General features: G+C 70.1%; 25 protein-coding genes and 1 pseudogene. 18 read left to right on the top strand and 8 right to left on the bottom strand.

What is annotated here, in order from left to right:
• Positions 1–96: 96 nt before the first annotated feature.
• Positions 97–882: a hypothetical protein gene (locus GTY56_RS25070; RefSeq protein ID WP_202510691.1), complete on the bottom strand. Its 786-nt coding sequence runs from the start codon at positions 880–882 to the stop codon at positions 97–99.
• A gap of 406 nt (positions 883–1,288) precedes the next feature.
• Between GTY56_RS25070 and GTY56_RS25065 the strand changes: the two genes are divergently transcribed.
• From GTY56_RS25065 to GTY56_RS25035, 7 genes are all read left to right on the top strand, one after another.
• Entirely contained in the window at positions 1,289–2,080 is a 792-nt protein-coding gene (locus GTY56_RS25065) for a GntR family transcriptional regulator (protein WP_161367585.1), read from the top strand.
• A 120-nt stretch (positions 2,081–2,200) separates the two neighbouring features.
• Positions 2,201–3,634, top strand: coding sequence for a helix-turn-helix domain-containing protein (locus GTY56_RS25060; RefSeq protein ID WP_161367584.1), 1,434 nt, complete (start codon positions 2,201–2,203; stop codon positions 3,632–3,634).
• Between the two features lie 4 nt (positions 3,635–3,638).
• On the top strand, positions 3,639–4,319 hold the full coding sequence (locus GTY56_RS41410; protein ID WP_161367583.1) for a dihydrofolate reductase family protein: 681 nt from the start codon (positions 3,639–3,641) through the stop codon (positions 4,317–4,319).
• Positions 4,319–4,786 carry a cytidine/deoxycytidylate deaminase family protein gene (locus tag GTY56_RS41405; RefSeq protein WP_161367582.1) on the top strand — a complete coding sequence of 156 codons (468 nt, stop codon included), beginning with the start codon at positions 4,319–4,321 and terminating at the stop codon, positions 4,784–4,786. Before GTY56_RS41410 ends, GTY56_RS41405 begins: the two co-directional genes overlap by 1 nt.
• Positions 4,787–5,858: 1,072 nt before the next feature.
• Positions 5,859–8,477 carry a hypothetical protein gene (locus GTY56_RS25045; protein ID WP_346345568.1) on the top strand — a complete coding sequence of 873 codons (2,619 nt, stop codon included), beginning with the start codon at positions 5,859–5,861 and terminating at the stop codon, positions 8,475–8,477.
• Positions 8,474–9,310: a DciA family protein gene (locus tag GTY56_RS25040; RefSeq protein ID WP_161367581.1), complete on the top strand. Its 837-nt coding sequence runs from the start codon at positions 8,474–8,476 to the stop codon at positions 9,308–9,310. Before GTY56_RS25045 ends, GTY56_RS25040 begins: the two co-directional genes overlap by 4 nt.
• Positions 9,311–9,417: 107 nt before the next feature.
• Positions 9,418–10,578: a protein kinase domain-containing protein gene (locus GTY56_RS25035; RefSeq protein ID WP_161367580.1), complete on the top strand. Its 1,161-nt coding sequence runs from the start codon at positions 9,418–9,420 to the stop codon at positions 10,576–10,578.
• On the opposite strand, the gene GTY56_RS25030 is transcribed toward GTY56_RS25035, so the two are convergent.
• Together GTY56_RS25030 and GTY56_RS25025 are read right to left on the bottom strand one after the other, a co-directional pair.
• Positions 10,579–11,040 carry a hypothetical protein gene (locus GTY56_RS25030; protein WP_161367579.1) on the bottom strand — a complete coding sequence of 154 codons (462 nt, stop codon included), beginning with the start codon at positions 11,038–11,040 and terminating at the stop codon, positions 10,579–10,581.
• A gap of 100 nt (positions 11,041–11,140) precedes the next feature.
• Positions 11,141–11,443 (bottom strand): hypothetical protein, encoded by a 303-nt coding sequence (locus GTY56_RS25025; protein ID WP_161367578.1) that lies wholly within the window; start codon positions 11,441–11,443, stop codon positions 11,141–11,143.
• 256 nt (positions 11,444–11,699) lie between these two features.
• On the opposite strand from GTY56_RS25025, the gene tap reads away from it, so the two are divergent.
• The 6 genes from tap to GTY56_RS24995 all read left to right on the top strand — a co-directional run bounded on the left by tap (position 11,700) and on the right by GTY56_RS24995 (position 15,746).
• Positions 11,700–13,823, top strand: coding sequence for a telomere-associated protein Tap (gene tap, locus GTY56_RS25020; protein WP_161367577.1), 2,124 nt, complete (start codon positions 11,700–11,702; stop codon positions 13,821–13,823).
• A 4-nt stretch (positions 13,824–13,827) separates the two neighbouring features.
• Entirely contained in the window at positions 13,828–14,052 is a 225-nt protein-coding gene (locus GTY56_RS25015) for a hypothetical protein (protein WP_161367576.1), read from the top strand.
• A 3-nt stretch (positions 14,053–14,055) separates the two neighbouring features.
• Positions 14,056–14,616: a telomere-protecting terminal protein Tpg gene (tpg, locus tag GTY56_RS25010; RefSeq protein WP_161367575.1), complete on the top strand. Its 561-nt coding sequence runs from the start codon at positions 14,056–14,058 to the stop codon at positions 14,614–14,616.
• Between the two features lie 15 nt (positions 14,617–14,631).
• Positions 14,632–15,027, top strand: a complete 396-nt coding sequence (locus GTY56_RS25005; RefSeq protein ID WP_161367574.1) for a hypothetical protein — start codon at positions 14,632–14,634, stop codon at positions 15,025–15,027.
• Positions 15,028–15,183: 156 nt separating this feature from the next.
• On the top strand, positions 15,184–15,489 hold the full coding sequence (locus GTY56_RS25000) for a DUF6247 family protein (protein WP_161367626.1): 306 nt from the start codon (positions 15,184–15,186) through the stop codon (positions 15,487–15,489).
• Positions 15,486–15,746: a hypothetical protein gene (locus GTY56_RS24995; protein ID WP_161367573.1), complete on the top strand. Its 261-nt coding sequence runs from the start codon at positions 15,486–15,488 to the stop codon at positions 15,744–15,746. The genes GTY56_RS25000 and GTY56_RS24995 overlap by 4 nt, the downstream gene beginning before the upstream one ends.
• A 107-nt stretch (positions 15,747–15,853) precedes the next feature.
• On the opposite strand, the gene GTY56_RS24990 is transcribed toward GTY56_RS24995, so the two are convergent.
• A complete protein-coding gene (locus GTY56_RS24990; RefSeq protein WP_161367572.1) occupies positions 15,854–16,843 on the bottom strand; it encodes a PIN domain-containing protein in 990 nt (329 codons plus the stop codon).
• Between the two features lie 398 nt (positions 16,844–17,241).
• On the opposite strand from GTY56_RS24990, the pseudogene GTY56_RS41640 reads away from it, so the two are divergent.
• From GTY56_RS41640 to GTY56_RS24980, 3 genes and pseudogenes are all read left to right on the top strand, one after another.
• Positions 17,242–17,394, top strand: a pseudogene (locus GTY56_RS41640) (HNH endonuclease signature motif containing protein); the annotation flags it as partial.
• A gap of 15 nt (positions 17,395–17,409) precedes the next feature.
• Positions 17,410–19,095: a DEAD/DEAH box helicase gene (locus tag GTY56_RS24985; protein WP_237525019.1), complete on the top strand. Its 1,686-nt coding sequence runs from the start codon at positions 17,410–17,412 to the stop codon at positions 19,093–19,095.
• Positions 19,092–19,682: a hypothetical protein gene (locus GTY56_RS24980; protein ID WP_161367570.1), complete on the top strand. Its 591-nt coding sequence runs from the start codon at positions 19,092–19,094 to the stop codon at positions 19,680–19,682. The genes GTY56_RS24985 and GTY56_RS24980 overlap by 4 nt, the downstream gene beginning before the upstream one ends.
• 109 nt (positions 19,683–19,791) lie before the next feature.
• Here the strand turns inward: GTY56_RS24980 and GTY56_RS24975 are convergent, their stop codons facing one another.
• Complete coding sequence (locus GTY56_RS24975) at positions 19,792–20,283, bottom strand: hypothetical protein (protein WP_237525018.1); 492 nt, start codon at positions 20,281–20,283, stop codon at positions 19,792–19,794.
• Between the two features lie 181 nt (positions 20,284–20,464).
• On the opposite strand from GTY56_RS24975, the gene GTY56_RS24970 reads away from it, so the two are divergent.
• Positions 20,465–21,166, top strand: a complete 702-nt coding sequence (locus tag GTY56_RS24970) for a hypothetical protein (RefSeq protein ID WP_161367569.1) — start codon at positions 20,465–20,467, stop codon at positions 21,164–21,166.
• Positions 21,167–21,182: 16 nt separating this feature from the next.
• Here the strand turns inward: GTY56_RS24970 and GTY56_RS40770 are convergent, their stop codons facing one another.
• On the bottom strand, positions 21,183–21,476 hold the full coding sequence (locus tag GTY56_RS40770) for a hypothetical protein (protein ID WP_346345567.1): 294 nt from the start codon (positions 21,474–21,476) through the stop codon (positions 21,183–21,185).
• A gap of 222 nt (positions 21,477–21,698) precedes the next feature.
• Between GTY56_RS40770 and GTY56_RS24960 the strand changes: the two genes are divergently transcribed.
• Positions 21,699–22,484, top strand: a complete 786-nt coding sequence (locus tag GTY56_RS24960; RefSeq protein WP_161367568.1) for a hypothetical protein — start codon at positions 21,699–21,701, stop codon at positions 22,482–22,484.
• A gap of 386 nt (positions 22,485–22,870) precedes the next feature.
• On the opposite strand, the gene GTY56_RS24955 is transcribed toward GTY56_RS24960, so the two are convergent.
• Together GTY56_RS24955 and GTY56_RS24950 are read right to left on the bottom strand one after the other, a co-directional pair.
• Positions 22,871–23,341 carry a helix-turn-helix domain-containing protein gene (locus GTY56_RS24955; protein ID WP_161367567.1) on the bottom strand — a complete coding sequence of 157 codons (471 nt, stop codon included), beginning with the start codon at positions 23,339–23,341 and terminating at the stop codon, positions 22,871–22,873.
• On the bottom strand, positions 23,338–23,898 hold the full coding sequence (locus tag GTY56_RS24950) for a hypothetical protein (RefSeq protein ID WP_161367566.1): 561 nt from the start codon (positions 23,896–23,898) through the stop codon (positions 23,338–23,340). The genes GTY56_RS24955 and GTY56_RS24950 overlap by 4 nt, the downstream gene beginning before the upstream one ends.
• Positions 23,899–24,967: the final 1,069 nt, after the last annotated feature.

Raw genomic sequence — 24,967 nt, 5'->3', positions numbered from 1 at the left:
GGGCTGTCGTGTTGTTGCGACCGCTCGTACGAGCGGCCACGGCCCCGGCCTCCCCGATTGCTCGGGATGGCCGGGGCCGTGGGCGTTCGGTGCGAGTCAGCAGGCGGGGTGGAGGGTCTCGAGCGGCACGCTGCGGGCCTCGGTCGGCGCGTCACCGGCAGGCACCTGCGAGCGCAGGTCGTCGGCGTCCTTCACCTTCTGGAGCACCGCGGCCCACTCGGACTTCCGCTTCGCAGGTGCCGCCGCGGCGTACTGGCGGTCGAAGCGCCGGCGTTCCCGGGCGAAGAACTCACGGACGGCCTGACGCTTGGGCTCCTGGCGGTACAGCCGGAGGAAGGTGACGGCCAGGCGCTCGCCGTCGTGGCAGGGCAGCGGCTGTCCGTCGCGGCCGGTGGCCTCGCCCTTGCAGGCCGGGCACTGCTGCTGGTGCTTCCGGAACGCCTGCCGGATCTGCTCCGCGCTGAGCGGGGCGGGCTTGATCTGGCTGGCGGCCGGGGCGGGCTTCACCTTGGGCTTCGGCAGCACCTTGGTGGCGCGCCGGGAGGCGGTGGTCGGGACAGCCTCGATCAGCTCCGTATGCCATGCGTCAACCTCGACGTCGATGGCGACCTTGCGGTTGCTGCCGGCCGTGCAGCGGCGCGGTTCAGCGTTCTTGGCGCGGCCGGTGTGGTGGGGCACCAGCTTCGGCGTGCCCAGCATGCCGGTGATCGGAACCCAGGTGGAGCAGTCGGGGCATACCAGGTGCTCCTTGCCGGGGGTGAGGTCGATCTCGTTGACCTTGAGGCCCGAGGCGATGATCGGCGTGAGGTGGTTGACGTTCGAGGTGCGGGTCTTGCGGCGGCGCTTGCGGGCCTTCGGCATCGCGGGCGTCGTGGTCGTCATAGGGGGACTCCTCGTGGTCGGAGGGACGGGGGGCGCGTCGCGGTGCTCTCTCCGCCCGTCAGGCCGCACGGGTCGATACCGGCGTCCTGAAGGACGGACAGCGCATCTGCGCTGCGACGTGCAACGCGGGAGCCACACCAGCCAGGTGACTGGTCCGGGGGATTTGGTGGAGCTATCAACCCCGGCCCTCCCCGTGAGGGGAAGGGGCTTCCTGCGGTCGAGCTGGGCGCGTAACCCCTGCTCAACGGAGCGTTAGGGCTATCGCTATCGACTAGTAGAGACCATGAGGGCGTACCGAGTCAATAGCGATAGCTCTATTCGTGTCGATCGCTTGTGCTCGCCCATCGCTGCCTGATAGAGCTAGCCCTAGAATCAGATCCGAGCAGCACTCCGAAAGGTGGCTCCGATGCCCGTCTCGTACCGCGAGATCGCCGCTGACCTGCGGCAGCAGATCAGCGAGGGGCGGTACCTGCCGGGCGACAAGCTGCCGATGCTGACCGAGCTTCAGGAGCAGTACGGCGCCGGCTACCAGACGGTGCGAAGCGCCATCACTCTTCTGGAGCAGGAGGGCTTGGTCGTCGCGGTGCGGCGCAGAGGGACCATCGTGCGCGAGCGTCCGGAGAAGAGGCGCATCACCCGGTCGCGGCAGGTCTTCCGCGACGAGGTCGGCTACTTCTTCGACCAGACCGCCCAGACTTGGGCGGCGCTGGAAACGCCGACCATCCGCTGGGGCGTGATCCCCGTCGACTTGGCGGGCCTGATGGGTCTCGACACCGGCGCTGAGGTCCTGATCCGCGACCGGGTGATGGGCGATCCCGAGACGAGGAAGCCGAAGCAACTGGCGACCAGCTACCTCCCTGCTGACATCGCCCGCGGCACCCAGCTCGCGGAGGCCGACACCGGTCCCGGCGGCATCTACGACCGCCTGGAGGAGATGGGACACCGTCCGCTCCGTTGGAGCGAAGGCGTCTCGGCTCGCATGCCCTCCCCCGAAGAGGCGGAGGCACTGAACCTTCCGGCCGACGTGGGTGTTCCGCTCCTGCGCGTCGTGCGAGTCACAACAAGCCCCGACGGCAGGGTGGTTGAGCTCAACGACACCAGGATGAGCGCCGAAGAGTTCGAGATCGGCTACTCGATCCGCCGCCATACGAGCGCTCGACTCGCTGATGACGACGGAGAACCTGACGACGACCACTGACCACACCCCCTGACCGGGCTCGACTGCTCAAGTCGGTTCTAGTTGCGGGGGAGACGCGAGTTCCAGATCTGACATGTGGCCGGGTGAACTGGCCACACTGGCCACAGGGATAGGGGCGGGATGGCGCAGAAGGCGAACGAGCTGACCCCTTGGGTGTCGCCGTTGCACAACTGGGGATACCAGCTGCGCGAGCTGCGAAAGACACGCGGCCTGAGCCTGCGGGGTCTGGCCGAGCGAGCCAGGATCGACCACAGCCACCTGGCACGATTCGAGCGCGCAGAGCGGAAGGCTGACCGTGCGCAGGCCGCGTTACTGGACCGCGAGCTGGGCGCGAACGGCATGCTGTTCCGGCTGTGGGAGAGCATCGACGACGACCGTGGCCATGTGGCCAATCCGTCCGCTCATGTGGCCAAGTCCTCTGTGGATCTGGCCCTGGCCGTGCCGGACGAGGCAGCGTCGGACGGTGAAGGGATCTCTGTCCCGTGTCGTCTAGCTGATGGGTCGGTGGTTTGGGTGGCTCTGGATCGGCGTGCGCTGCTGCGCGCGGGGGTGGGGCTGGGAGCCGCTGCGGCGGTCGGTGTCGGTTCGCCGGCGTCTGCGGCTTCGGGCTCGGTACCAGGGCTGGTCCGCAAGGCACGTGCAGCGTCGGCGTACGGCTCGACACCGGTGGAGCATCTGCGCCGCACCCGCCGTGTGCTGATCGACACCGACAACCTGCTCGGGCCACACCGCGCGGTCAGCGCAGTACGCGACCACATCGAGGTCATCCAGGTACTCCGGCGTGAAGCCAAGGGCGTCGACCGGCACGACCTCATGGAGCTGCAGACCCAGTACGGCGAGCTCCTCTCCTGGCTCTACCAGGACCTGGGCAACCCGAAAGCGGCGTCGTATTGGCTGGACCGGGCGATGCAGTGGTCGCAGACGGTCGGCGACGGCGATCTCAGCACGTACGTCATGGCCCGCAAGGCCCAGCTGGCCGGCGACACCGGGGACCTGGTCGACGTGGTCGACCTCGCCGAAGCTGCCCAGCGGATGGCGCGGCCGCGCAGCCGGCTCGCCGCCGTCGCGCGCACGTATGAGGCGTATGGCCACGCTCTGCGCGGTGACGCTGACGAGAGCGCGCGGGCGATCGACGATGTCCGCAACGCCCTCGATGGCGCCGCCGCCGACCCGACGCCGTGGGGCGTTTGGCTGAACGCGTCGTACGTGGAGATCCACCGCGCCCAGGGCCTGGAGGCCCTCGGCAAGCACGACCAGGCCGCGGAGGCGTTCGCCGACGCCATCCGGCTGATGCCTGACGGATACCACCGCGACCGCGGCGTCTACATGGCGCGGCAGGCCGTTGCGCTGGCCGGAGCCCACGCCCCGGAGCAGGCCGCCACCATCGGGATGCACGCGCTCACCGTGGCGGAGGACACCGGCTCCGGCCGCATCACTAACGAGCTCGCCCGCCTCGACAAGGCCCTGATCCCCTGGCAGCGCGAACCGGTCGTGTCCGAGTTCCGCGCCGCCTTCGACTCCACCCTCTTCCACGAGACTGAAACGGAAGCCTGAGCAGATGACTGCCCGCCCGTACGTTCTGCTGTCCGCCGCCATGTCGGTCGACGGCTATCTGGACGACACCAGCCCCGAGCGGCTGCGCCTTTCCAACGCCCCGGACTTCGACCGCGTCGACCAGGTCCGCGCGGAGTCCGACGCCATCCTGATCGGCGCTAACACCATGCGCCGGGACAACCCGCGCCTGCTGGTGAACAGCGAAGAGCGGCGCGCACAGCGTGTGGCTGACGGCAAGCCGGAGTACCCCCTCAAGGTCACGGTCACCAAGTCCGGTGACCTCTCCGCTGACCTCAAGTTCTGGCACTTCGGCGGCGACAAGCTCGTCATCACCGTGGACGAGGCGGTGGAGAAGGTCCGCGCGACGCTCGGAGACCTCGCCGACGTCGTCAGTGTCGGGCCGGACCTCGACTGGGGCCTGGTCCTCGATGAGCTCGGGCGCCGCGGTATCCGCCAGCTGATGGTGGAGGGCGGCGGCACGATCCACACCCAGCTCATGGCGCAGAACCTCGCCGACGAAGTGCACCTCGCCATCGCGCCGCTGCTGGTCGGACAGCCCGAGGCGGCCCGCTTCCTCGGTGCCGCCGACTACCCCGGAGGATCGACCGCCCGGATGAAGGTGCTGGAGGTCCGCGCGATCGACGACGTCGTACTCATCCGCTACGCCCCGAAGGAGCGCGGCTGATGTACGCGCCCGACCGAGACCAGGACCTCCGCTGGATACAGCGTGCGATCGACCTCGCCGCGCTGTGCCCTCCAGCTACGGGGGCCTTCTCGGTCGGCGCGGTCATCGTCGGTGCGGACGGCTCCGAGCTGGCGGCCGGCTACTCCCGCGCGACCGGCCCTCACGAGCACGCGGAGGAGGTCGCACTCGCGCAACTCCCCCAGGACGACCCGCGGCTCACTGAGGCCACGATGTACAGCACGCTGGAGCCCTGCTCGCAGCGCAGCGCCTCCCGTACGCCATGTGCTCAGCGGATCCTTGAGGCCGGCATCCCTCGTGTCGTCATCGCCTGGCGTGAGCCGTCACTGTTCGTCGACGACTGTGTCGGCTACGAGCAGTTGGTAGAGGCGGGGGTCACGGTCGTGGAACTGCCCGAGCTTGCTACGGCCGCTAAGGCCGTCAATTCGCATCTGGGCAGGCTGTCGTGATCCACGTTGCTGCCCTTGCTTCACGGCCTGTTCTTGTGACGTCGGCTCACTTCCCGCGTGGCGGGCAGAATTCTGCGCGCTTCCCGTCTGGCGGGCGCGGCATTCCGGGCACCTCGGACTCTGCGCGAATTCGTCCCGCAAATCTGTCTGGCCGTACGGCTAGGCTGTCCCCAGAAGTGATCCAAAACAACGAGAACCCCAGGGACCGCGCCTGGTCCACTGGGGCTTCTCGAACGGGGCTACGCCTCGTTGGGCGACACACCTGGTTGGGAGGTGCTCGCGGGATGAAGGCTACCCGCCCGCGCGGAACTGCACGCGCTGCTACGCCGTTCCTTCATCGCGATCACACCATCCGGGGCGTGAGCGCGCAGCTTGACGCCATCCTCCAGCTTCAGGGGGTTGGGATGACCTAGCGGCCATCGGCCGCGCGCGCCAAGAAGTGGACTCGCCATCCTCTTCGGCCTCGCGCGGCCCGTCTACCGCCTGGATTCGCCACCCAGAGCGGTTCGCTCAGATATCGGTTCGCTCCCGCTTCTGAGCCGCGGCTTATCAAGCCGCTGATTTCCCACTGGCCCCTTATCAGGGCCATTGCTTCACCGGTCCCTAGCCAGGACCACAAGGGCCCCTTCTGGGTCCAGCTCAACCCGCGGGCCCCCGCCAAGGGGCTTCGCGGTCAGCAACACCGAAGTGCCGCTTCACCGTTTCGAGGCCCGGCCAAGGGCTTCGAAACACCAGTTCGAAAACCGCCGCAACGAAAGGAGCTCGCTACTGGGCCTTCGTACTGAGCCCGCTCCTCACGGAGGGGGCCCACCTGTCCCGCCACACGAGCCATCGAGATCGGCCCCGGCCAAGGGGCCCGTCTGCGTTGATCCATATGGAAGGTCGGTATCGCCATAGTGCACGAGCGTGAGTCGTCTTGTCAGGTCGACCACGACCAGGCCGCAACCCCGCCGGGGGTGATTTCTGCTGGTTGTGGTGTCCCTCCTGGCGGGAATGTGACGTACATCACACCCCTTCACTGTCACACGGATGTCGCCGGTTCGGCGGCCCGCCTGACCTGGGGGGTGTCTCTGTGAGCGCGGCCGCGATGCTGCCGGAGCTCGCCGACGACGCCGTGCTCGACGCGCCGGTCCTTCCCGGGCAGCGGAACGCGCTGCGGTCGGTGCCGGCCTCGGGCGAGTCGGGCGACGGCAACCTGGACGACCCGCTGCGCCTCGGTCGCGCGATGCGGCTGCGGCTGCGCGCTGCGGTCCAGGCGCTGCTGTCGGACCCGTCGATCGCTGGACTGAAGGACGCGGCGAAGCTGGCGGCGGTGGTGCTGTACGCGAAGTCGCGGGCGCCGCAGGGCGAGAAGGACGACCTCCAGACCTCCATCTGGGGCTCGGAGCTCGGTCGGTGGATGGGCGTGAAGGAGTCGACCGTTCACCACAAGGTGCTGCCTGTGCTGCGTGGCTCGGGCGCGCTGCGGACCCGTGTGGTGAGGGACGCGAAGGGGCACCCGACCGGGCTGGACTGCCTGGTCATGCCGCTGTGGAACGCCCACCACGGTGGGGGCGCGGGTCACCCGCTGGCGCTGTCCAAGGCGGAGCTGGCGACGCTGCTGCGCCTCATCGAGGCCCTGTTCGGGCACGGCTGGAGGCCGGAGAACAAGGAGCCGACGCCACCGGGACTGCTGGCCGGCCGCACGGGCAAGGGGGCCGCGACGGACCGGCTCGGGCTGCTGCTGATGGTGCTGAACACCAGGGCGTCGGGCTGGCTGCAGTTGTGCGGCGGCTCGATCAAGAAGAAGGAGGGGCGTGGGGCGGCGACGCTGGCGCGGCTGCTGGGCTGCTCGCCGTCCGGGGCGCGGAAGGTCCTGGCCAGGTTGACGGAGGCCGGTGTCGTGGCCCGGCAGCGCAAGTCCACGACGACGCGGATGAACGGCCGGGGCAAGGTCATGCTGCTGCCGGTCGCCCGCGCGTACGGCCGCACCGTGGCTTCTGTGGAGGCTGTTCAGAGCTCCGAGACCGTGTTTTTGGCGCGTCCTGATGGTGCGTGCGGAGATCATGCTCCCGCTGATGTGGCTGGTGCCCTTGGTACGTCTGGGATCTGCGGTGCTGAGGGTGGTGAAAGTGCGGGAGATCAGGAGCGTCCCGATGGTGCAGAGCTCCACGCAGTCCACGCTTCTGTGGTTACTCCTGTAGTTCCTCCTCAGCTCTCTTGTGGTTTTTCCGGCGAAGGCCGTGGGGGTGAAGGCCGTCGGCCGGAGCGCGTGTGCGTGCGCGAGGACCAGGCCGTCGACGGCGAAACCGCCGCTGCCGGGTCGGCGTCGCCGGTGGCTGAGGGCGGCCCGCTTCGCGGGGAAAAGCCGAAGGAGTCCTCGGTCGATGAGCGGGGTGGGCAGCGTGCTGCCGGGGCTGTGGCCGGTGGTCGGCTGAAGGCCGTGGGTGGTGGAAAGGCGCAGCAGCAGCGGAGGGTGGGCCTTCCGGCTGATCTTGGTCTGCGGGTGGCTCTGGGGCCGGTCTCGGGCCTGTGGGAGCGGCTGTCGGGCTGGCAGCAGGACCAGGTGGAGGCGGCCGCGAGGGCGGAGCTGGCACGCCTGGAGGGTCTGCTGGCGCTGCCGGGTGGCGCGCCTCGGCTGCTGGCCGACCGGCTCACCGACCGGCTGAAGGAGACCGGCGGCGATGCCTTGGTCGACCGGCCGTATCCGTGGCTGATCCGGCGGGGCCTGGTGCAGCGTCAGGCGTGCACGGATCGGCGCTGTGACGACGGGATCCGGCTGGACACCGGCGGGGAGTGCGAGAACTGCGGCAACGTGGTCCACATCCGGCGTGCCCGGCGGGCGAAGATCGCGGCGGAGGTCGACCGGGAGCTGCCTGGCCTGAGTGAGGGCGAGCGGCGCCGGGTCCTCGAGGAGCGGTTGCGCGAGCAGGTGGCCATCGAGGCGGAGGGCCTCGTGCGGCGGCGGGAGCAGGCCCGTGCGGAGCAGGCCCGCCGCGATGCCGCCCGTGCGGCTGCCCGGAAGCGGGCGGAGCGCGAACGTGAGGCTGCGGCCGCCGCCGACGCGGTGCGCCAGGCCCTGCCGTGCGAGGACTGCGGGCAGGACCAGACGGCCGGGCTGTGCGAGACGTGCGACCACCGCCGTCAGACCGAGACCCTGATCGGTGAGGCCGGTCTCCTCGCAGCGGCCTGGTCCGCCGACCTGACCGACCTGGGCAACGTCGCGGCCGTCGTCGCCGAAGTCCGGACGGCCATCGGCAACAGCATCGCCACCGCGTGGCAGGAGTTCCTGCAGATCACCGACGTGGCAGCCCTGGAGGCCAATCCGCAGGCAGCTGAGGACGCGTACGCCTTCGCCGCGTTCCAGACCGCTCAGCAGGCCGTCCAGGAGTACCAGGACAACGCCCTGGCGATGCTGGGCCGGACCGAGGAGGCCGAAGCCGAGGCCCGGCGGGCGTACAAGGCCGAGCAGGGCCGCCCCTGGTTCCAGCACAACCCGAACGGCGCGGACGCCATCGCCGCCGCGACGAAGGCCGCCGACGCGGCCCGGGAGCGCGTCTCCGAGTACCTGCTGACGGCGCGGCTGGAGCAGCTGCGCGAGCAGGCGGCGGCCCGCACCGAGACGGCCGCGCCCGCGCCGTGGACGGACCGGCTCACCAGGCTCGCCGCGCGTTCGCTGGACGGCGGTACGGCCGAGGCGGTGACGGCATGAGCGGCGAGCTGAGCGGGGTCGACCTCGCGCGCCAGGCCCTGGTCGCCGCCCGGGAAGCGGCGAAGAAGGACGGCGGCACCCGGAAGGAGAAGCCGAGGCGGCGTACCGGCACGGTCGTACGCCGCGACGGCCGCGAGCCGCTCGGGCTCGGCACCGCGATCAGCATGATGATGACCGAGCGCGGCATGGTCGCCCCGGCCGCAGGCGGCAGCGTCCTGGCGCAGTTCGACGACATCCTCGCCGCGGCCGCGCCGGAGCTCGCCGGGCACGTCCAGGCCGTGGCGTTCGACGCGGACACCGGCCGCCTGGACGTCGCCCCCGACGCCCCCGCGTACGGCACGAAGCTGCGCTGGAGCGCGCCGAAGCTGGTCGCGGCCGCCAACGAGAAGGTGCGCGGCGCGAACGTCCGCACGCTGCACGTTCTGGCGCCCGCACCCGTGAAGCCCGGCCCCGCCACGGCGGCCGCCGACCCGACTGCGCCGACCGTGCCCGCCGCGCCGGTGCAGCGACGGACCCCGCCGGACGGCTACCGCCGTGCCATCGAGGCGCACCGCCAGGCCGCCCGGCCGTCGAGGGTGGACCCGGCCATCGCGGAAGCGGTGGAGCGGCAGACGGCGGCGATGCGGGAGCTGAGCCGCCGCGCGTTCCCCGAGCCGGACGTGATCCCGGACGATGCGCCGGCCTCGATCGAGGCGACCCGGGCACAGCGCCGCCGCCAGGCCGCGGCCACCGAGGCCGCCGCCCTGCGCCGGGCCCGGCAAGAGCGCGCGGCCCGGGAGTCCGGGACGACGGCCGACGTCCCTCAGTCGACTGCACTGCGCGACACGGCCTGAGCCGCACAGCACCCCCTGTTACTGGTGGTTGTCACGGCGTAGCGTGACGGGTACACGCCTGGTACACCGTGCGCTGCTGTCGCGGGACCGCTGGAAGAGGGGGAGTCGTGCAGGCAGGGACCGTGCTGGACGGCCGCTATCGGCTGATTCAGCCGATCGGTGCGGGCGGCTTCGGTCAGGTCTGGAAGGCGCACGATCCCCGGGTCGACCGCAAGGTGGCGGTCAAGGTCCTCGCCGGCGACGGCGGTGCGGACCACGACCGGCAGGTGGCCCGGTTCGCCCGCGAGGCTGCGGTCGCCGGCGGTCTGTCCCACCCGAACATCGTCACCGTTCACGACTTCGGATCCGCGATGTACGACGGGCGTCTGCACGCCTACCTGGTGATGCAGCTGCTGCCCGGCAAGTCGCTCAGCACGGTCCTCGAGGCCGGGCGGCTCCCGCTGTCGAAGGCCATGTACACGGCGGCCTGCGTCGCCGACGCCCTGGAGGCCGCGCACGAGGCGGGCCTGACCCACCGGGACATCAAACCGTCCAACATCATCGTCCGCTCCAGCGGCGAGGCCACGGTCGTCGACTTCGGCATCACCAGGAGCAGCGACGCCCGGCACGACATCACCACGACCGGCGTCCTGATCGGGACCCCCGCCTACATGGCTCCCGAGGCTCTGTCCGGCACGTTCGACTGCCGCTCCGACATGTACTCCCTGGGCTGCGTGCTCTACGAGATGGTCACCGGACAACGGCCCTTCACCGGCACCTCCTGGCGTCTGGTCAACCAGCACCTCAACGAGCAGCCGGCACCAGTGCGCACCCTGCGCCCGGACGCCCCGGCGGAGTTGGAGCGGCTGGTCAGCCGGCTCATGGCCAAGGACCCTGCCCAGCGGCCAGCCAGCGCAGACGTGTGGGCCACTCTCAAGGAGATCAACGACCGGTACTTCGGATCCACCCCGCCCAGCCGTGGCAAGGACATCGCCCACGACATCGACGTCACCGCGGAGGAGGCCACCGACGGCGCGGTCATCCCGCTGCGGATCACCGCCCACCAACCCTGTCCCGCCTGCGCCAGCAGGACAGACGAGAAGGCGGCGCGGGCCTGCACGACATGCAAGGGGGAGGGCCGGCTCATCCGGGAGCAGCACACCTACAAGGTCCGTATCCCGGCGGGCATCAGTGACGGTCAGAAGATCCGGCTCCGCGAGCTCGGTGGCCCCGGCAAGAACGGCGGCGCGCCCGGGGACATGTACGTCACCGTGCACGTCGTCGACTGATCAGCCGTCGGACTCCGGTGTGCGAAACTCCGGCGCTCCGGTACCGGGCGCTGCCGTGCCGGTCGGGGCGGCCTGGTCGTCGACGGCCCAGAGTGCGCGGGCGAGGAAGTACAGGGCGATCATCCCGGCGTAGATGAAGGCGCCCCAGCCCACGATCAGCACGAAGACGTTCGCGTCGCCGCGCGGGGCGCTGTAGGCGACGCCCTGCCCGGTGGTGAACAGCCACGGGAACCAGGCGGAGCGGACGAAGCCCGGGTCGGCGTAGCGGCCTCCGCCCCGGCGCCACGCCATCAGCGGGACCGAGGCGAAGCCGACGCAGGCCAGGCAGTACATGAAGGCGAAGAAGTCGTTGGCGATGAACTGGTGGCCGTTGGTGATCCCGAGGTAGGCGACCCCGGGCAGGAAGAGCGAGGCCGGCACCCCGAAGCCCAGCACCTCGCCGCGGTCTCGAACCTTCGCCACGCTCTCCCCCTTGCTGCTGTCGACGTCGTCGTGGGCACCGTACCGGCCGCGCCCAACCAGATCCGCCGATCAGCGGGAGCGTCCGGGAGGGCGGGGCCGGCTACTCGCGGCGGGCGAGTTCCTCGGGGGTGGGCACGTGCCGGGTGACGTACGGCTGGCCGCTGAAGTCGACGGTGATCGTGTGCCGCAGCACGTCGTCGTCGGCGTCGTAGAAGACGTGCTCGATCTCCAGGCACACCCGGTCGGTGGAGATCCCGAAGTCGCGGGCCTCCTGCTCCGTCACCTGCCGGGCCCGGCTGCCGGTGACCATCCGCACCGTCCCGGCCGGTGCGCCCGGCGGCGGCTCGATGGCACCCAGCCGCGCCCGCTCCGACCACGTCTGCGCCTCGCTCTGATCCGCCATGGTCGCCACCGTAGCGAGCCGCCCGGCCGACGGGGTGATCTCTCGGTAACTCGGTCCGCCATCTATGAGCCTCACACCGTGTTTCCCCAGGTGAGGGCGTCGCATGCTGAGCCTGTCAGCTGTGAGCCAGGGCCTGCGCCGGTCGTCCACTCCGGGCCGCAAAGTCACTCCGACGGGTTAAAGAAATGGGTTAAAGAAATGGGTTAAAGGCTAGGGTAAATGCTGCTAGAGTGGGGGCACGAGAGGAGATCCACGCATGGCATCCGAGGAAGAGCTGTTCGCGAACATCGACGCACTGCTGGCGGAGGAGCCGCAGCTCCCGCCCCCGGCAGAACGCGCCCGGCTCCGCGAGGCCGCCGGCATCACCCAGGCCCGCCTCGCGGCCGCGCTGAAGACCACGACGCAGACGGTCAAGAACTGGGAGAACGGCCGCTCCGAGCCGAAGTCGCCGCGCCTGGAGGCGTACCAGCGGCTGCTGAAGGGGTGGGCGGCGAAGTACCCCGCCCACGGCACCCCCGCCGCGCCTGTCGCCCCCGTGGCTCCGGCCGCCGCGCCGCAGCCGGTGACGCCGGAGACGTTCACGGGCCCGGCCGCGCCCGAGGCGACGGCCGCCGCGCCGGTGGAGGCTCCCGCCGCCCCGGCCGCTCCGGAGCGCCCCGCCCGTCCGGCGACGTCGCGGCGCCCGGCGGCGAAGAAGGCGGCCAAGCCTGCCGTCGACCCGCGCTTCCCGCACGGTCCGCTCGCCGTGCTGGACGGCGACGGCTCCGCGTACGGCGTCGACGGGATCGTGCTGGACTGCCCGGCGACCACGATCCCGGAGCTGGTGGAGTGGACGCTGCGCGAGTCCGGCCTCGGTGCGCCGAAGCTCAACCGCTACGGCAAGGACTCCGACCCGCTGATCGTGCTCACCGCCGCGGCCGCCGTGAAGCTCGGGCTGCCCGAGCGCCTGGAGGGCCACGAGCAGCGCCGCTCCCTGCGCCTGCCGGAGGACCACCCGGTCGTCAAGCAGGTGACGAAGGCCAAGTGGCAGCTCACGCAGCGCGGGTTCGGCCCGTGGGCGCGGATCTACCGCAAGGCGCAGGGGCGCGAGCGGCAGTGCGTGCAGCTGGCGATCCTGTCGTGGGACGCCCTCGATGAGCGGTCCTGGCCCGGCGTTGCCGAGATGGAGCCGGCCGACATCGCCCGCGTCCTCGGGGTGTACGCCCAGCGGGTCATCACCCCGCGCGGCTCCACGGCCGTCTCGGGCCTGGAGCTGATGACGGCGCTGCGCCCGCCGACAAAGCCGGAGCGCGATGAGGAGACCGGCAACTGGATCTCCGCCTACAACCCGGGGTCGCTCGGGACGGAGCCGATGGACCCGGCGCCGCCGGAGGCCACCGCTGAGCACCCGGTCGTCGTTCAGTCCGGCTGGACGGGCGGGTTCCTCAATGAGGAGGCGTACCAGTGGGTGCGGTCGGTGGACTCGCTCAGCGATGAGGAGTGCATGATGCCCTTCGCGGTCGGCCTGGACCTCAACACCGCGTTCCTCGCCGCCGCGGCCCGCCTGGTCGTCGGCCTCAGCGCTCCGGACCACTTCCACGCCCCGAAGTTCAACCCGAAGATCCCCGGGAGCTGGCTGGTCGACCTGAGCCACATCGAGCTGGACCCGCGCCTGCCCTCGCCGTTCACGCCGGACGGCTCCCGGCCCACGGGCCCGGCCTGGTACCAGACGCACACCGTCGCCTACGCCCAGGAGCTCGGCTACGACGTCCACCCGATCGAGGCGTACCTGCGCCGCGAGACCGGCGCGTACCTGGACCCCTGGCACGACCGGCTCAAGAACGCGTACGTCGACACCCTCGCCGACCTCGGCGTCACCAAGGACCTGGACGACCGCCAGTTCCTTGCCGCGATGGAGCAGCACAAGCAGGTCGACCCGGCCCTGGCCGCCGTCCTCGCGGCCATCAAGGCCACGGTGAAGGGCGGCGTCGGCAAGCTCCGCGAGCGCCCGCAGGGCAAGCACTACAAGGAGGGCGAGCGGTGGCCGGCCCTTCAGCGGCCGACCTGGCGCCCCGACATCCGGGCCGCCGTCATCAGCAAGGCCCGGGTCAACATGCACCGCAAGCTCAACAACATGGCGAAGATGACCGGGCTTTTCCCGCTCGCCGTGCTCTCCGACTGCGTCGTCTACCCCTCGCCGGGCGCGAGCCCGCTGGACTTCCTCCCCTACGCGGCGTCCGGCAAGCCGCAGCCGGGAGGCTTCCGCCTCGGGCCGACGCCGGGCCTGGCGAAGCTGGAGGGCGTCCAGCCGATGCTGTGGGCGGTGGAGCTGATGGAGAAGGGCCTCAACCCGGCCCGCCACATCAAGGGCGGCGACGCCGTCCTGGACGAGGGCGAGTAGAGGCGTGGCCACCGACACCAGCGGCGCACGGTCCCTCGAGGCCGACGCGGAGCGGGAACGAACGCTGGACCGCCTGGAGGCGCGCATGGAGGCCCTGCAGTTCTCCCTGCGCGCCCGCCGGGCCTCGCCGCGGTTCGAACTGTGGCGGCATGACCTGCGCGAGACGCGCGAGACCTGGATCCACCTGGTCGACCCCGACGGCCAGGACCCCACCCCCGAAGGGAGCTGAATCGTGGCCGGAGAGATCGAGAACGCCATCGAGCGGGCCGACCGGGAGTCGTTCACCAAAGAGCCGCCCAAGACCCTCAAGGGCCAGATCGGGTTCCTGATCAAGCAGTTCGGCAGCGCGAAGGCCGTCGCGGCGGAACTCGGGGTCACCGCCGACTCCGTCAACCGCTACCGGCGCGGCGCCCGCAAGCACGCCCGCGCCGACGTCGCCGCGAAGATCGACGACGCCGTACGGCAGCGCTGGCAGCCGCTAGTGCGCAAGCGCCGGCAGAAGCAGGCCGCCACCACGGGCGGGATCACCGTGGAGACCCGGGCCCGGTTCGGCTACACCGCATCCGTCGGCACGACCGACGACGGACGGTTCCGCCGGCTCACCGTGCACCTTCCCCCGGAATACGCCCGCCGCCTCTTCGACGCCCGTGACGCAGGGGCCAGCGACCAGCAGATGCGCGGAATCATCGCCGAAGGGTTCAAGGAGGTCTATTTCCAGGACGGCGGCGGTCGCGCTATGGGACTGTCGGACGTGGCAATCAACGACATCGATTACCTCGATCTGGATTACTGACTAGGAGCGAAAAGCGTGACCACCGAAATTCCGCCTATCGACCGCGCCAAGAGCCCACTGACCGCCGTGGACGAAGAGGCCGTGCGCCTGGCCGACGTCCTGGAGGACCACCCGGGCATCAGTGGCGTCACCGACTCCGGCGTTCAGGGCGACATCGTCTTCACCGCGGCCGGGCGCTCCTGGGTGCTCGACTTCCAGGACGGCCCCGACGGCGAGGTATTCCAGGCCCCGGCCGGCGCCCCGGCCCCGGCCCCGGCCGACGGCCCCGCCGCCGACGTGCTGCGCGACGTCGTCGTCCCCGCGCTCCTGGCCCACCCCGCCTACCGGGCCGCCACCGCCGACGGCGACACCCTCACGGTCCACCTGGACACCGGCCGCCACTACACCCTGGTCCTCAGCCCCGCCGCCTGATCTGGTCGGCACACCACAGGGCGGGCCCCGGCATCGCAACTGCCAGGGCCCGCCCTCGTGCCGCACCTCACCCCCCCCAGGAGGGATCTGCCCATGACCGCATCCACGGCGATCCCGCGCGCGTACCGTGAGGTGACGACCCGCCGGGAGGACCAGATGAGCGCGCAGCCCGACCACGCACCCGTCACGCCGTACGCCCCCGCGCCCGGGGCGCCGGCCGAACTCCTCGCCCAGCTGCGCGCCGACCGGCGCGCGGACACCTGGGTGCCGGCCTTCGAGCGGGAGTGGGCTGCCGCCCTCGAGGAATCGCGGCGCACGTTCTCCCTCGCCGGGCTGTACGAGGTCCTCCAGGAGTGGCAGGGCCGCCTCGCCTCCGCCTCGGCCGTCGACGCGTTCGTCGCCTCCGGCTACGACGACAGCGACTTCATCGACATGGCAGAACTCCGCGGGCGGCGCCAGTGACCGAGCAGCCGTACGCGGTCCGCTTCTCCGCCCCGGCCGCGAAGGTCCTCGACACCCTGCCCGAACACGTCGAAGACATGGTGTGGGACGTCCTGGACGCCGCTTCGGCCGATCCGTGGGGCTTCCGGCAGTGGAACACCGACGACCCCGAGGGCGAGGACGTCCGGCACGCCTCCGTTGGCCAGCTCTCCCTCACCTACTGGGTGAACCGCCCCCTGCGCCGCCTGTCCGTCCTCACCATCACCTGGCTCGGATAGCCACCGGTGGCAACGACCTGACCCCGGCATCGCAACTGCCGGGGTCAGGTCGTCTCGCATCGTAGCCATCTGCGTCCTGCATGGCCTACCACTGCCGTTCCGCCGCTCTACGCCCAAGGCGAGGCGGTGATCTGCATGTTGTTCCTGCCGAGCTGCCATAGGCCGGGTGCTGCCTGATGGAAGGCGGGGAAGCGGTGCAGGAGCCGCCCCAGTCCGTCCATCTGCCGGCGGTGCGGTTCCTGAACCGCGGCGGGGAGCGCGGCGAGGATGTCGGTCCGGGTCATTGGCTCGGGCGCGCGGGCGAGCAGGCGAGCGACCTGCGAGAGCACGTCGTCCCCAGCGGTGCCGCGCTGCGCCTGAGCCCAGTCGCGCCCGTGCACCTCGTGCTGGACGAACGGCTCGCCCAGGATCTTGAAGGCCTCCGTGCCGAACCGGGCAAGCTTCGCGCGAGTGTCGCTGGAGAACCGGCTGCGGTTGAGGTACGCATAGGAGCCGGCGGCGGCAACCGCCACGGTGGCGGCCACCGGGTGGGCTCGGGCCAGCCGTACGGCTCCGGCCAGACCGTATCCGGCTCCCACGATCGTGCTGGTGCTGCCCTGCATGCCCGCCTCCGCCTTGCCGATCCTCCCCAGCACAGCCCGAATCGCTTCCCAGTTCGGGACGGCGACGCCCTGGCGGATCAGGTCACGGTCGGCGGCCAGCAGGACGACGGGGGCGAGTACGCCGGCGAGCTGGAGGATGCCGACGTCGCTGAGGTCCTCGTGGGCGAGCTTGTGGGCGGCCGCCGTCATGGGAAGCCCGTTCACGTCTACGACGTGCAGCAGCGGCACGTACTGCTGCCACCACAGCCGCTCCGCCTGGGCGAGATCGAAGGTGCCGCCCTCACGCGTGCGGTCGGCCAGCACACGGGGGACCTCCGCCCACACGTAGTGCGGGATGAACCCGCGCAGCGTCCCGTGCCGCATCCCGGCGAGGATCGATGACGGCTGGCCGCGCTTCAGGGCGGCGGTGACGTCCGATGTGAGCACCGAGGTGTCGAAGACTCCGAGCCGGAAGCCGCCGCCAGTCAACGGCACGGGATAGGCGCTGCTGTACATGACGGGAGCGTAGGCCTCCAACAGGTCCTTGATGCAGGGGTTTTCCCCAGCGACAGGACTTGGCGGGGCCGGGGATGTCAGTGGGGTGGGCCATCATCGGTGGATGCCGCAGAAGGAGCTCCTCCCGCCGACTTACCGAAGGCGAAGGTGCTCGCCGCACTGCCCGAGCACGCGGAGCAGATGGTCTGGGGCGTCCTGGGCGCCGCGGCTGGTGAGACGGCCGGCTGCGTCCAGCGATGCCTGCAAAGGCTGACGCACCAAATGTCGTGAGGGCGACCCGATTGTCAGACCCCTCTGGCAGGCTTACTGACACGTCGTAACGGCGCTGTTACGAGAGGGGTTTCGCGTTGCCCGCAGACTTCCGTGACTCACGTCGGTCATTCAACTCGAGTGAGCGAGTGGCGCTCTTTCTCGCCTCTGGGGGCAAGTGCGGAGCCTGTGGCTCCCCCCTGTTGCCCGGATGGCACGCCGACCACAAACAGGCGTGGACGCATGGCGGCCCTACCGACGTAGTCAACGGCCAGGCGCTGTGCCCGGCATGCAACCTGAGCAAGGGAGACCGATCCATGGGTTGGACTGGGCCGAGCCTGCGTGGCTGGCAGCGCGAAGCACTGGATGCCTACCTCGGCTCCAACTCGGGCGACTTCTTGACCGTCGCAACGCCCGGAGCCGGCAAGACGACCTTCGCTCTCCGCGTGGCCCACGAACTGCTGACAGCTGGCGTCATCACGCGCGTGATCGTCGTCGTCCCCACCGAGCATCTCAAGGTCCAGTGGGCCGACAACGCACACAAATGCGGCATCGCCCTCGATCCGTCCACGAAGAACGCGGACGGACTCGAGAACCCCTCCGACTACAAGGGCGCTGTCCTGACCTATGCGCAGGTCGCCTCGACTCCGGATCTTCACCGTCTGGGCTGCGGCCAACGGCCGACCTTGGTCATCCTCGACGAGATTCACCACGCCGGTGACGAGAAGGCGTGGGGCGCTGCGGTGCAGACGGCCTTCGGCCCTGCGCGCCGACGGCTGGCGATGTCAGGCACACCGTTCCGCTCGGACAACAACCCCATCCCGTTCGTGCAGTATGGCGAAGACGGAAAGTCCCAGGCCGACTACTCCTACGGGTACGGACGGGCGATCCGCGACGGCGTCTGCCGCCAGGTCGACTTCCACTTCTACGACGGCGAGATGAAGTGGCAGGGCTCAGACCACGTCACGTCCAGCGCGAACCTGTCGGCGGAGCTCCAACGAAGCGATGCATCGGCCGCACTTGAAACTGCTTTGGACCCGGGCACCGGCTGGATGCGCAAGCTGCTCGGGCACGCCGACAACGCCCTCCGACAACTGCGCACCGAAGTCCCCAAGGCTGGGGGTCTGGTCATCGCCTATCGAGGCTCGCAGGCACGGGCGTACGCGCAAATGCTCTTCGAGATCACCGGTGAAAGGCCCACGGTCGTCCTCAGTGAGGACGGCCCTGAAGCGAACGCCGGCATCGAAGCCTTCGCCCAGAGCACCGCTCGCTGGCTGGTGGCAGTGCGCATGGTCTCCGAAGGCGTCGACGTACCGCGTCTCGCCGTGGGCGTCTACGCAACCCAGACCAAGACCGAGATGTTCTTCCGCCAGGCCGTAGGCCGGTTCGTGCGTCGAAAGAAGGACGAAGAACACCCCGCCCTCATCTTCGCCCCGGCGATCGCTCCCCTGCGGGTTTTGGCGGCCCAGGTGGAGAAGGAGATCCAGCACGAGCTCAAGCTGGAGGAAGAGGAGTTCGAGAAGGAGCAGGGAGAGGAGTCAAACGGGCAACAGACCTTCGAGCTGTTTGCCAGGATTCCGATCGCTGCCTCCGAGCCGACGTTCGACCGGGCCATCCATGGTGGTGAGGAGTACACGCCCGAGGAACACGAGTACGCACAGCGCATACTGCAGCAGTACTCCTTCCCCTCCAGCGCCTTGCCCTCCCTGCGTCAGATGGTCAGGGAACAGCTCGGAGTCCCCCAAGCGCGCGTCACCATTGAGACTCCGGCGCCCGCAAAGGACGCCAACGCAGGTACCCCCGCGTTCCGGCTCCGCAAGCTCAAGCGGGACGAGGTGAGCCGCCTCGCACGCCGAATCAGCATCGTGGCGGGTCTTGAGCATGCGGTTGTACAAGGCAGGATCAACGAGGCGATGGGCGTCCGCAAGCGCGCGGATGCCAGTATCAAGCAGCTCGAGACCGGTGCCGCCTTCGCTCACCGGTGGCTGAAGGAGATCACGTGACCGATTCCAGCCCGCTCCGGGCCCGCGGAAGCCTCATCGACGCGCTCTCGTCGACTGTGGACCGGGGCGGGCACGGCCTGAAGCACACCCCGCCCCTTCTGAGTCGTGTGCTGGAAGAAGGGGCCTGGCAGGAGTTCGAGACCGTCCGCGGTGAAGTCGTGCAGCACACGGACTTCGTCGACTTCGTGACGACTCCGCCTCTGAAAGGACTGGGCGCGACAGTCGACCTGGTACGGCGGATGGTCGCTGATGACCCAACCGCCCTCGACCTGCTCGACCGCGCCCTAGGAGGCGAGAAAACCTCTCGCGATCCCGACCCCCACAGCAGTGAAGCAACGCCTCCCAGCGCCAAGCAGGCAGCCGCACTACGGCGCCTACAGAAGGACGCGCCAGAACTCCATGCTCGGGTCCTGGCTGGAGAGCTGAGCGCGCACGCAGCCATGGTCCAGGGAGGCTTCCGGGCTCGCACGATCAGCGTGCCGGTGTCCAAGCCAGAGTCAGCAGCGCGGGCACTCAGAAGGAATCTCAAACCGGAAGAACTCGCACATCTCATCAAGCTGCTCAGCGAAGAGGAACCAGCAGAATGACTCTGTCGCTCTGCTACGCCCCGACCCCGGCATTGCAGTTGCTGGGTCGGGGCGTTTCGCATCGTCGACGGCCGTCCAGCGGTAGTCACCGGGCGGCAACCGGCAGTCATCAGCGGCTGCGGGGCCGTTCGGCACCGAGCTGGACCTCGCGCAGGCACTCACGGCAGTCCGGCAGACCGTCCACGACACGGCCCTCCTGCGTCGACCAGCTGAAGCCGCACAGCGCCTTCGGCCGGGGGCGCCGGGGATCGCCGGAGGCGGCGTGGGAACCGTAGCCCGGCACGTTCCACACGACCGGCGTCCCACCGTCGTACGGGGCGCCCGCGGGCCAGGTGTAGGCGGCCTCGGTCGTGGTGCAGCGCATCCGCAGATCGGGGCCCTCCCAGCGGGCACCCCGCCGGGCCGCGGTCGCCGCGTCGACGGCGTCGGCCAGGCGCTCGAAGGACAGGTCGTAGTCCTTCATGTGGCTCCAGCCGCCCGGCTCCTGCTTCGCGACCAGCGCACGGAACTCCAGCAGCAGCCGCTCAAGGTCGTGCCGCCCGACCCGCAGGGTGTCGGTCGCGTCGTCGTACGCGTCGTCGGGGGTGATCTTCACGGGCATCGCACTTCTCCTTGTCCACGCACGCTGATGGGCCGAGTGTGCCGCGAACGTGCGGCCCGAGAGGCCGTATCCACCCGTTGCCACCCGGGCGGCAACGCGTATCCGCTCGCAGTCGCCACCCGTTGCCGCAGTGCCGGGTAGCGTGCCAGGGACTGATCAGGGCCCGGGGTGGGGAGTGGCGATGCGGTTTGCACGGTTCGATGAGCGCGGCTCGCTGACGACGGTCGAGTTGGGGGCGCTGCGGTCGTTGAACGCGGCGTTGCTGACCGCGCGGTACGAGTTGCAGTCGGCGAGCGCTGTCTGGGACCGGCTCCAGTGCGGCGGTGACGTGGCCGACATGCACGAGGCGAACACGACGTTCCCGTTCTACGGGCAGGCCGTCCAGGAGATCGCGAGCGGCGCGGCCGCGTACGAGCGGCACGTCGCGCTGACCGCCTGGCGGTACACGGCCGCGGCGGTCGTCCTGGGCGTCACCGTCCTGCAGCGCGTCGCGGAGGCGAAGCCGCCCCTGGCGGCCGCGACCGTGGAAGAACTGTGTCAGGAGCCGACCCTGGGACGGCTGCACGAGGCGCTGTCGGTGCCGGTGGCCGATCTCCTGCCCGAGCGCCCGCACCACAGTGCCGTTCCGAACGAGCGCGAGGACACGGCGCGGCGGTGGGCCCGGGTGCGCGACGGCGTGGACCACGCGATGGAGCTCGTAGTGGAGATCGCCGCAGACGAGGAAGCGGCCCACCCCCGAACCAAGGACGAAGCCGCCGGCTGTCTGCTGACCGAGCACTGCCCGCCCCACACCGACCCGGTGTACCACGGCGTCCTGGAGCCGCTGTTCAAGCTGGCGGAGGAAGTCCCGTTCGACATCAGCCGGATCATCAAGAGCAGGTGACCCCCAGCACCGCACCTCAGTCCTGCGGCGCCGCGCCGGGCAGTTCGCCGGCGAACTCCCACCACTGCTCGATGGTCCACACGGCGACGCTGGAGCGGTCGGTGGACATCCGCAGCCATACCTCCTCACCGCCGGGCATGAGTGCCACCTCGAGGTGCGCCTCTTCCCACGTGCCCACCGGGTACATCCACTCGATGCCGTCGGGCCACGTCCGCATCGCCACCGTGCGCACGCTCAGCGCCGCGGCGAAGGCGTCCAGCGCCGCCTTGGGTATCCGCACCTCCGCCGGCTCCCGCTCGATCCCCGCCACCTGGCCCCCTTCACGTCGTGCGGCGGGCCCGCACCCGCCATCGCAGATCAGCGTGACAGACCCGCGCACCGCACGGTGTCACGCTGTGAGGCTGGCAGGCTCACAGGCCGTTTCCCCAGGTAGACGAGGTGAACTGTGAGGCTATGAGGGTGTGAGGCACAGCTCTCGCCGGTGCTCCCGCACACCCTGGTGGAGCCCGCCGGGCCGGAGGACGATGGAGTCGTGGGCGAGCAGCACGAGGACCAGGAGCACGGCGCCGAACCGGCGCGGCCGCCGCTGACCGAGGCCCGCGCCCGAGAGATGACGGCCGGGCTGCGCGAGGCGATGGACGACGTCCGGCGCTCCGTGGCGGTGCTCGCCGCCCGGGTCCGCGACGCGCACGCCGCCCGCGTCTGGGTACCGCTCGGGCACGGCAGCTGGGAGTCGTACTGCGCCGCGGAGTTCGGCATCAGCCGCGCGCAGGCGTACCGGCTGCTCGACGTCGCCCGCTCCCTCACCGCGATCCACGGCGCGGTCACCGCCGGCACCGAGACGTCTCGCACGCGAGACAGCGACCCGCACGGCGCGGCCGCGCTCGACTACGGCCTGTCCCAGCGCGCCCTGATCGCCGTCTCCGCCCGTAGTGGCGACGTCGCGGAGCTGATCACCCGCCGACTCGCCGCGCTCGCTCACAGCGGCCTCCAGGCCCTCGATGAGGCCACAGTGCGCGCGGTAGTCCGCCAGGCCGTCCGTGACATCCGAACCGCGCCGCCCCCGCCGTCCGACGAAACGTCGGCGGACCCGACCATCGCCGCGCTGCGCCGCGTCGTCGACGAACTTGCCGCCAGCACCCACGCGATCGGCGAGCTGATGCTCGAAGTCGCGCCGGCCTACCTCTCCGACACCGAGGCGGCCGACGTCCTCGCCCTGCTCTGTGAGGAGGTCGGGGAGCCCCTCGATCACGGCCTCGCCGCCCGCCGCTACGCGATATCCGGTGACCGCCGCGCCCTGCACGGCACCGTCCTCTGACCGCCGCCGCTCGCGGACACCCGGCTCCTGCTGTGAGTCACACACCCTGTTTTCCCTGGTGGGCGTGGGGTGGTGTGAGGTTGTCAGGTGTGAGGCGAGGGCCTGCGGCAGGGACCTGGTCCTGCTCCTGGTGGTGGCCGTCGGATGGCAGCAGGGCGGTGTCGTGGGTGCAGCGCAGCATTTACATGGGCCCGCGTAGCACAAGGGTGCTGCACGGGTCGGAGGCCTGCCCCGGGATGGTGCAGCGGGTGGCGCCGGTTTGTTCTGCCGCTCCAGAACGATCCGGTGTAGCTAGTGCTACCGGCGTGCTGCTCCGTCCCGGCCGGGAACGACGGCGGCGCCCTCCCGGTCGGGGGGCGCCGTGGTGGTGTGCGAGGAACTCAGGTTCAGCCGGCTAGGCGGAGGGCGGGTCGGGCCTCGGGGGCGGGCGCGTCCTCACCACCGTCAGGGTCGGGGTCGAAGTCGGTGCCGGTGCGGCCGTCGCGTACGCGGGGCGGGCGGATGTCGCCGACGGGGAAGTTGATGGGCCACACGTGGGTGTCCGGGGCCTCGAGGTGGTTGGTCATGTGGGCGAGCGATTCGTAGCCGGCCAGCAGTGGGTGGATGAGCAGCGTGCCCTTGCGCTGGCGCTCGCTAATGATGCCCTTGTCGCGGAGCTGCCCGATTGCGCGGGAGACCGCGGACTGCGACAGGCCCAGGCGCTGGGCGATCTCCTGCTGACGGATGTGGACCAGGCCGCCGGGCTCCTGGCGCGCGGTGAGCACGTCGAAGATGTCGCGGGCGGTCGCCGACAGGCACGCGTTGGGCAGGACCTCGAACAGCTGCGGGTTGTGGAATCCGGCAATCGTGCTGCTCATCGCGAGGTCTCCTTCTTCCCGACCGTCGGAATCTCGATCTGGTGCTCCAGCAGAACCGTCTGCAGCGACACGACCAGCTCCCGGTGATGGTCACTGCCCCACCCATAAGCGTAGAGCGGGTTGAGCCGGTACAGCCCGCGCTTCTCCTTCCAGGTGAAGTTGTGTCGAGTGAGCTCTCCGATGGCCTTGCTGACCTTGGTCTGCGAACAGCAGAAGTGCTCGCCCAGCTTCGCCTGGGTGGTCTTCACCAGGGCCTGCTTGTCGTGGTGCGTGACCATGTAGTCCAGCACGTCCCGGGCCACCGTCGTCAGCCGGAACTTCCACAGGTTCGCCTGGAGCACGTCCGAGACGCTGGAGTGGTTCGTCCCGTAGAAGGCGTAGGGACGCCGCTTGCGGTCGTAGGTGAACGTCCCGCCCTTGGACAGCTCCTTGAACTTGTTGAGCAGGGCCGCGGCGGATTCGAGACCGTTGACGTAGTCCCGCTCCGGCTCGGGGGCAGGAGCCAGTGGCGACGTCCGCGAAGGCGCCGGCGCACTGCTTCTCAAGGGCTGAGCCACTGACTTCCCTCCATGATCACTGAGGCGCATAACATACCTCACGAGTGATGTTATGCGTGAGATCCATTCACTTCCGGCGTGTCCCTAGCCAGGGGAGATCTAGTCGGCTAGGCCGCATACATCTCCGGCCCCGCGACCACGATCTATGCGTGCAGGGGAATAGAACTTTCGCGTTTCCGCAGGTCACAGCTCCGCGCCTATCTGATCTTTAGAGGCTCACCCCCTGCGGCCCCTCGCTGTGCCCCTTCCGCCGCTCAATCCAGCGGCGAGACGGCCACCAGGGCGTGAAGGCCGCGGCTCCATCCGCCAGCTGCTGCGCCTCGGTCCCTGGACGAGGCTGAGGAGGCTTCGCGTGCAGCTCCGTGGGTTCGGTGCGGGCCGTAGGCGGCACCAGCGGAGCTGCGTCTCGGGTGGTACCAGCCGTGACGATCAAAGGCATGGAGGCGTGACTGATGCCGGTGGGGGGTTCCGCCGCCCGGCCTGGCGGCCGTTCGGCTCCGGTACCTCCGCACGCCGAATTGTGGCGCACCCATATCTGAGCTTCCGTTCTGTGGCTGAGCAATTCAAGGCGGCGCAATTCTGGAAAGTGCGGGTCCGTTTTGGAGCGGCCAGCGGTAGCGCAGCCAGGACCCAAACGCTACACAGCGAGTGTCCGTGATGCATCAGCGGCACCGCCTGTTCGCACTCCTGGGTGACGCATCGTCGAAGTCTCTCCCACCGAGGCCGGTTGGCGTGTATGCTGGCGGGGTATTGGTGAACGTGTCAGCGCGGGTTCGAGGGTGGGGGAGGGGTTCGGGTGGAGCGCAGCGGAGCTCGTCACTGCGGTGGGGCCGACCCCCCGTCAGACCAATGGTCCGTCACTTCCGTTGCGGGGATGGTGGCTGAGATTCCCAAGCCCTACACAGGCGCGAGCGTGATGCACTTTCCCTTGCTGCCAGCCTCGGCACCCGCGCTTGCGCGGGTGCTCCCAATTCGCGCTTGCGCGAATTGACCCGCTTTTAGGATTCCGCTTGCGGAATTCAATTCCCGCGCTTGCGCGGGAATTCGCAGCGCGCTTGCGCGCTGCGCG

The sequence above is a fragment of the Streptomyces sp. SID5643 genome, from assembly GCF_009872555.1.
Classification (GTDB): Bacteria; Actinomycetota; Actinomycetes; order Streptomycetales; family Streptomycetaceae; genus Streptomyces; species Streptomyces iakyrus.
Note: the sequence above shows the minus strand (reverse complement) of the source record. Positions and strands in the feature narration are given on the sequence as shown.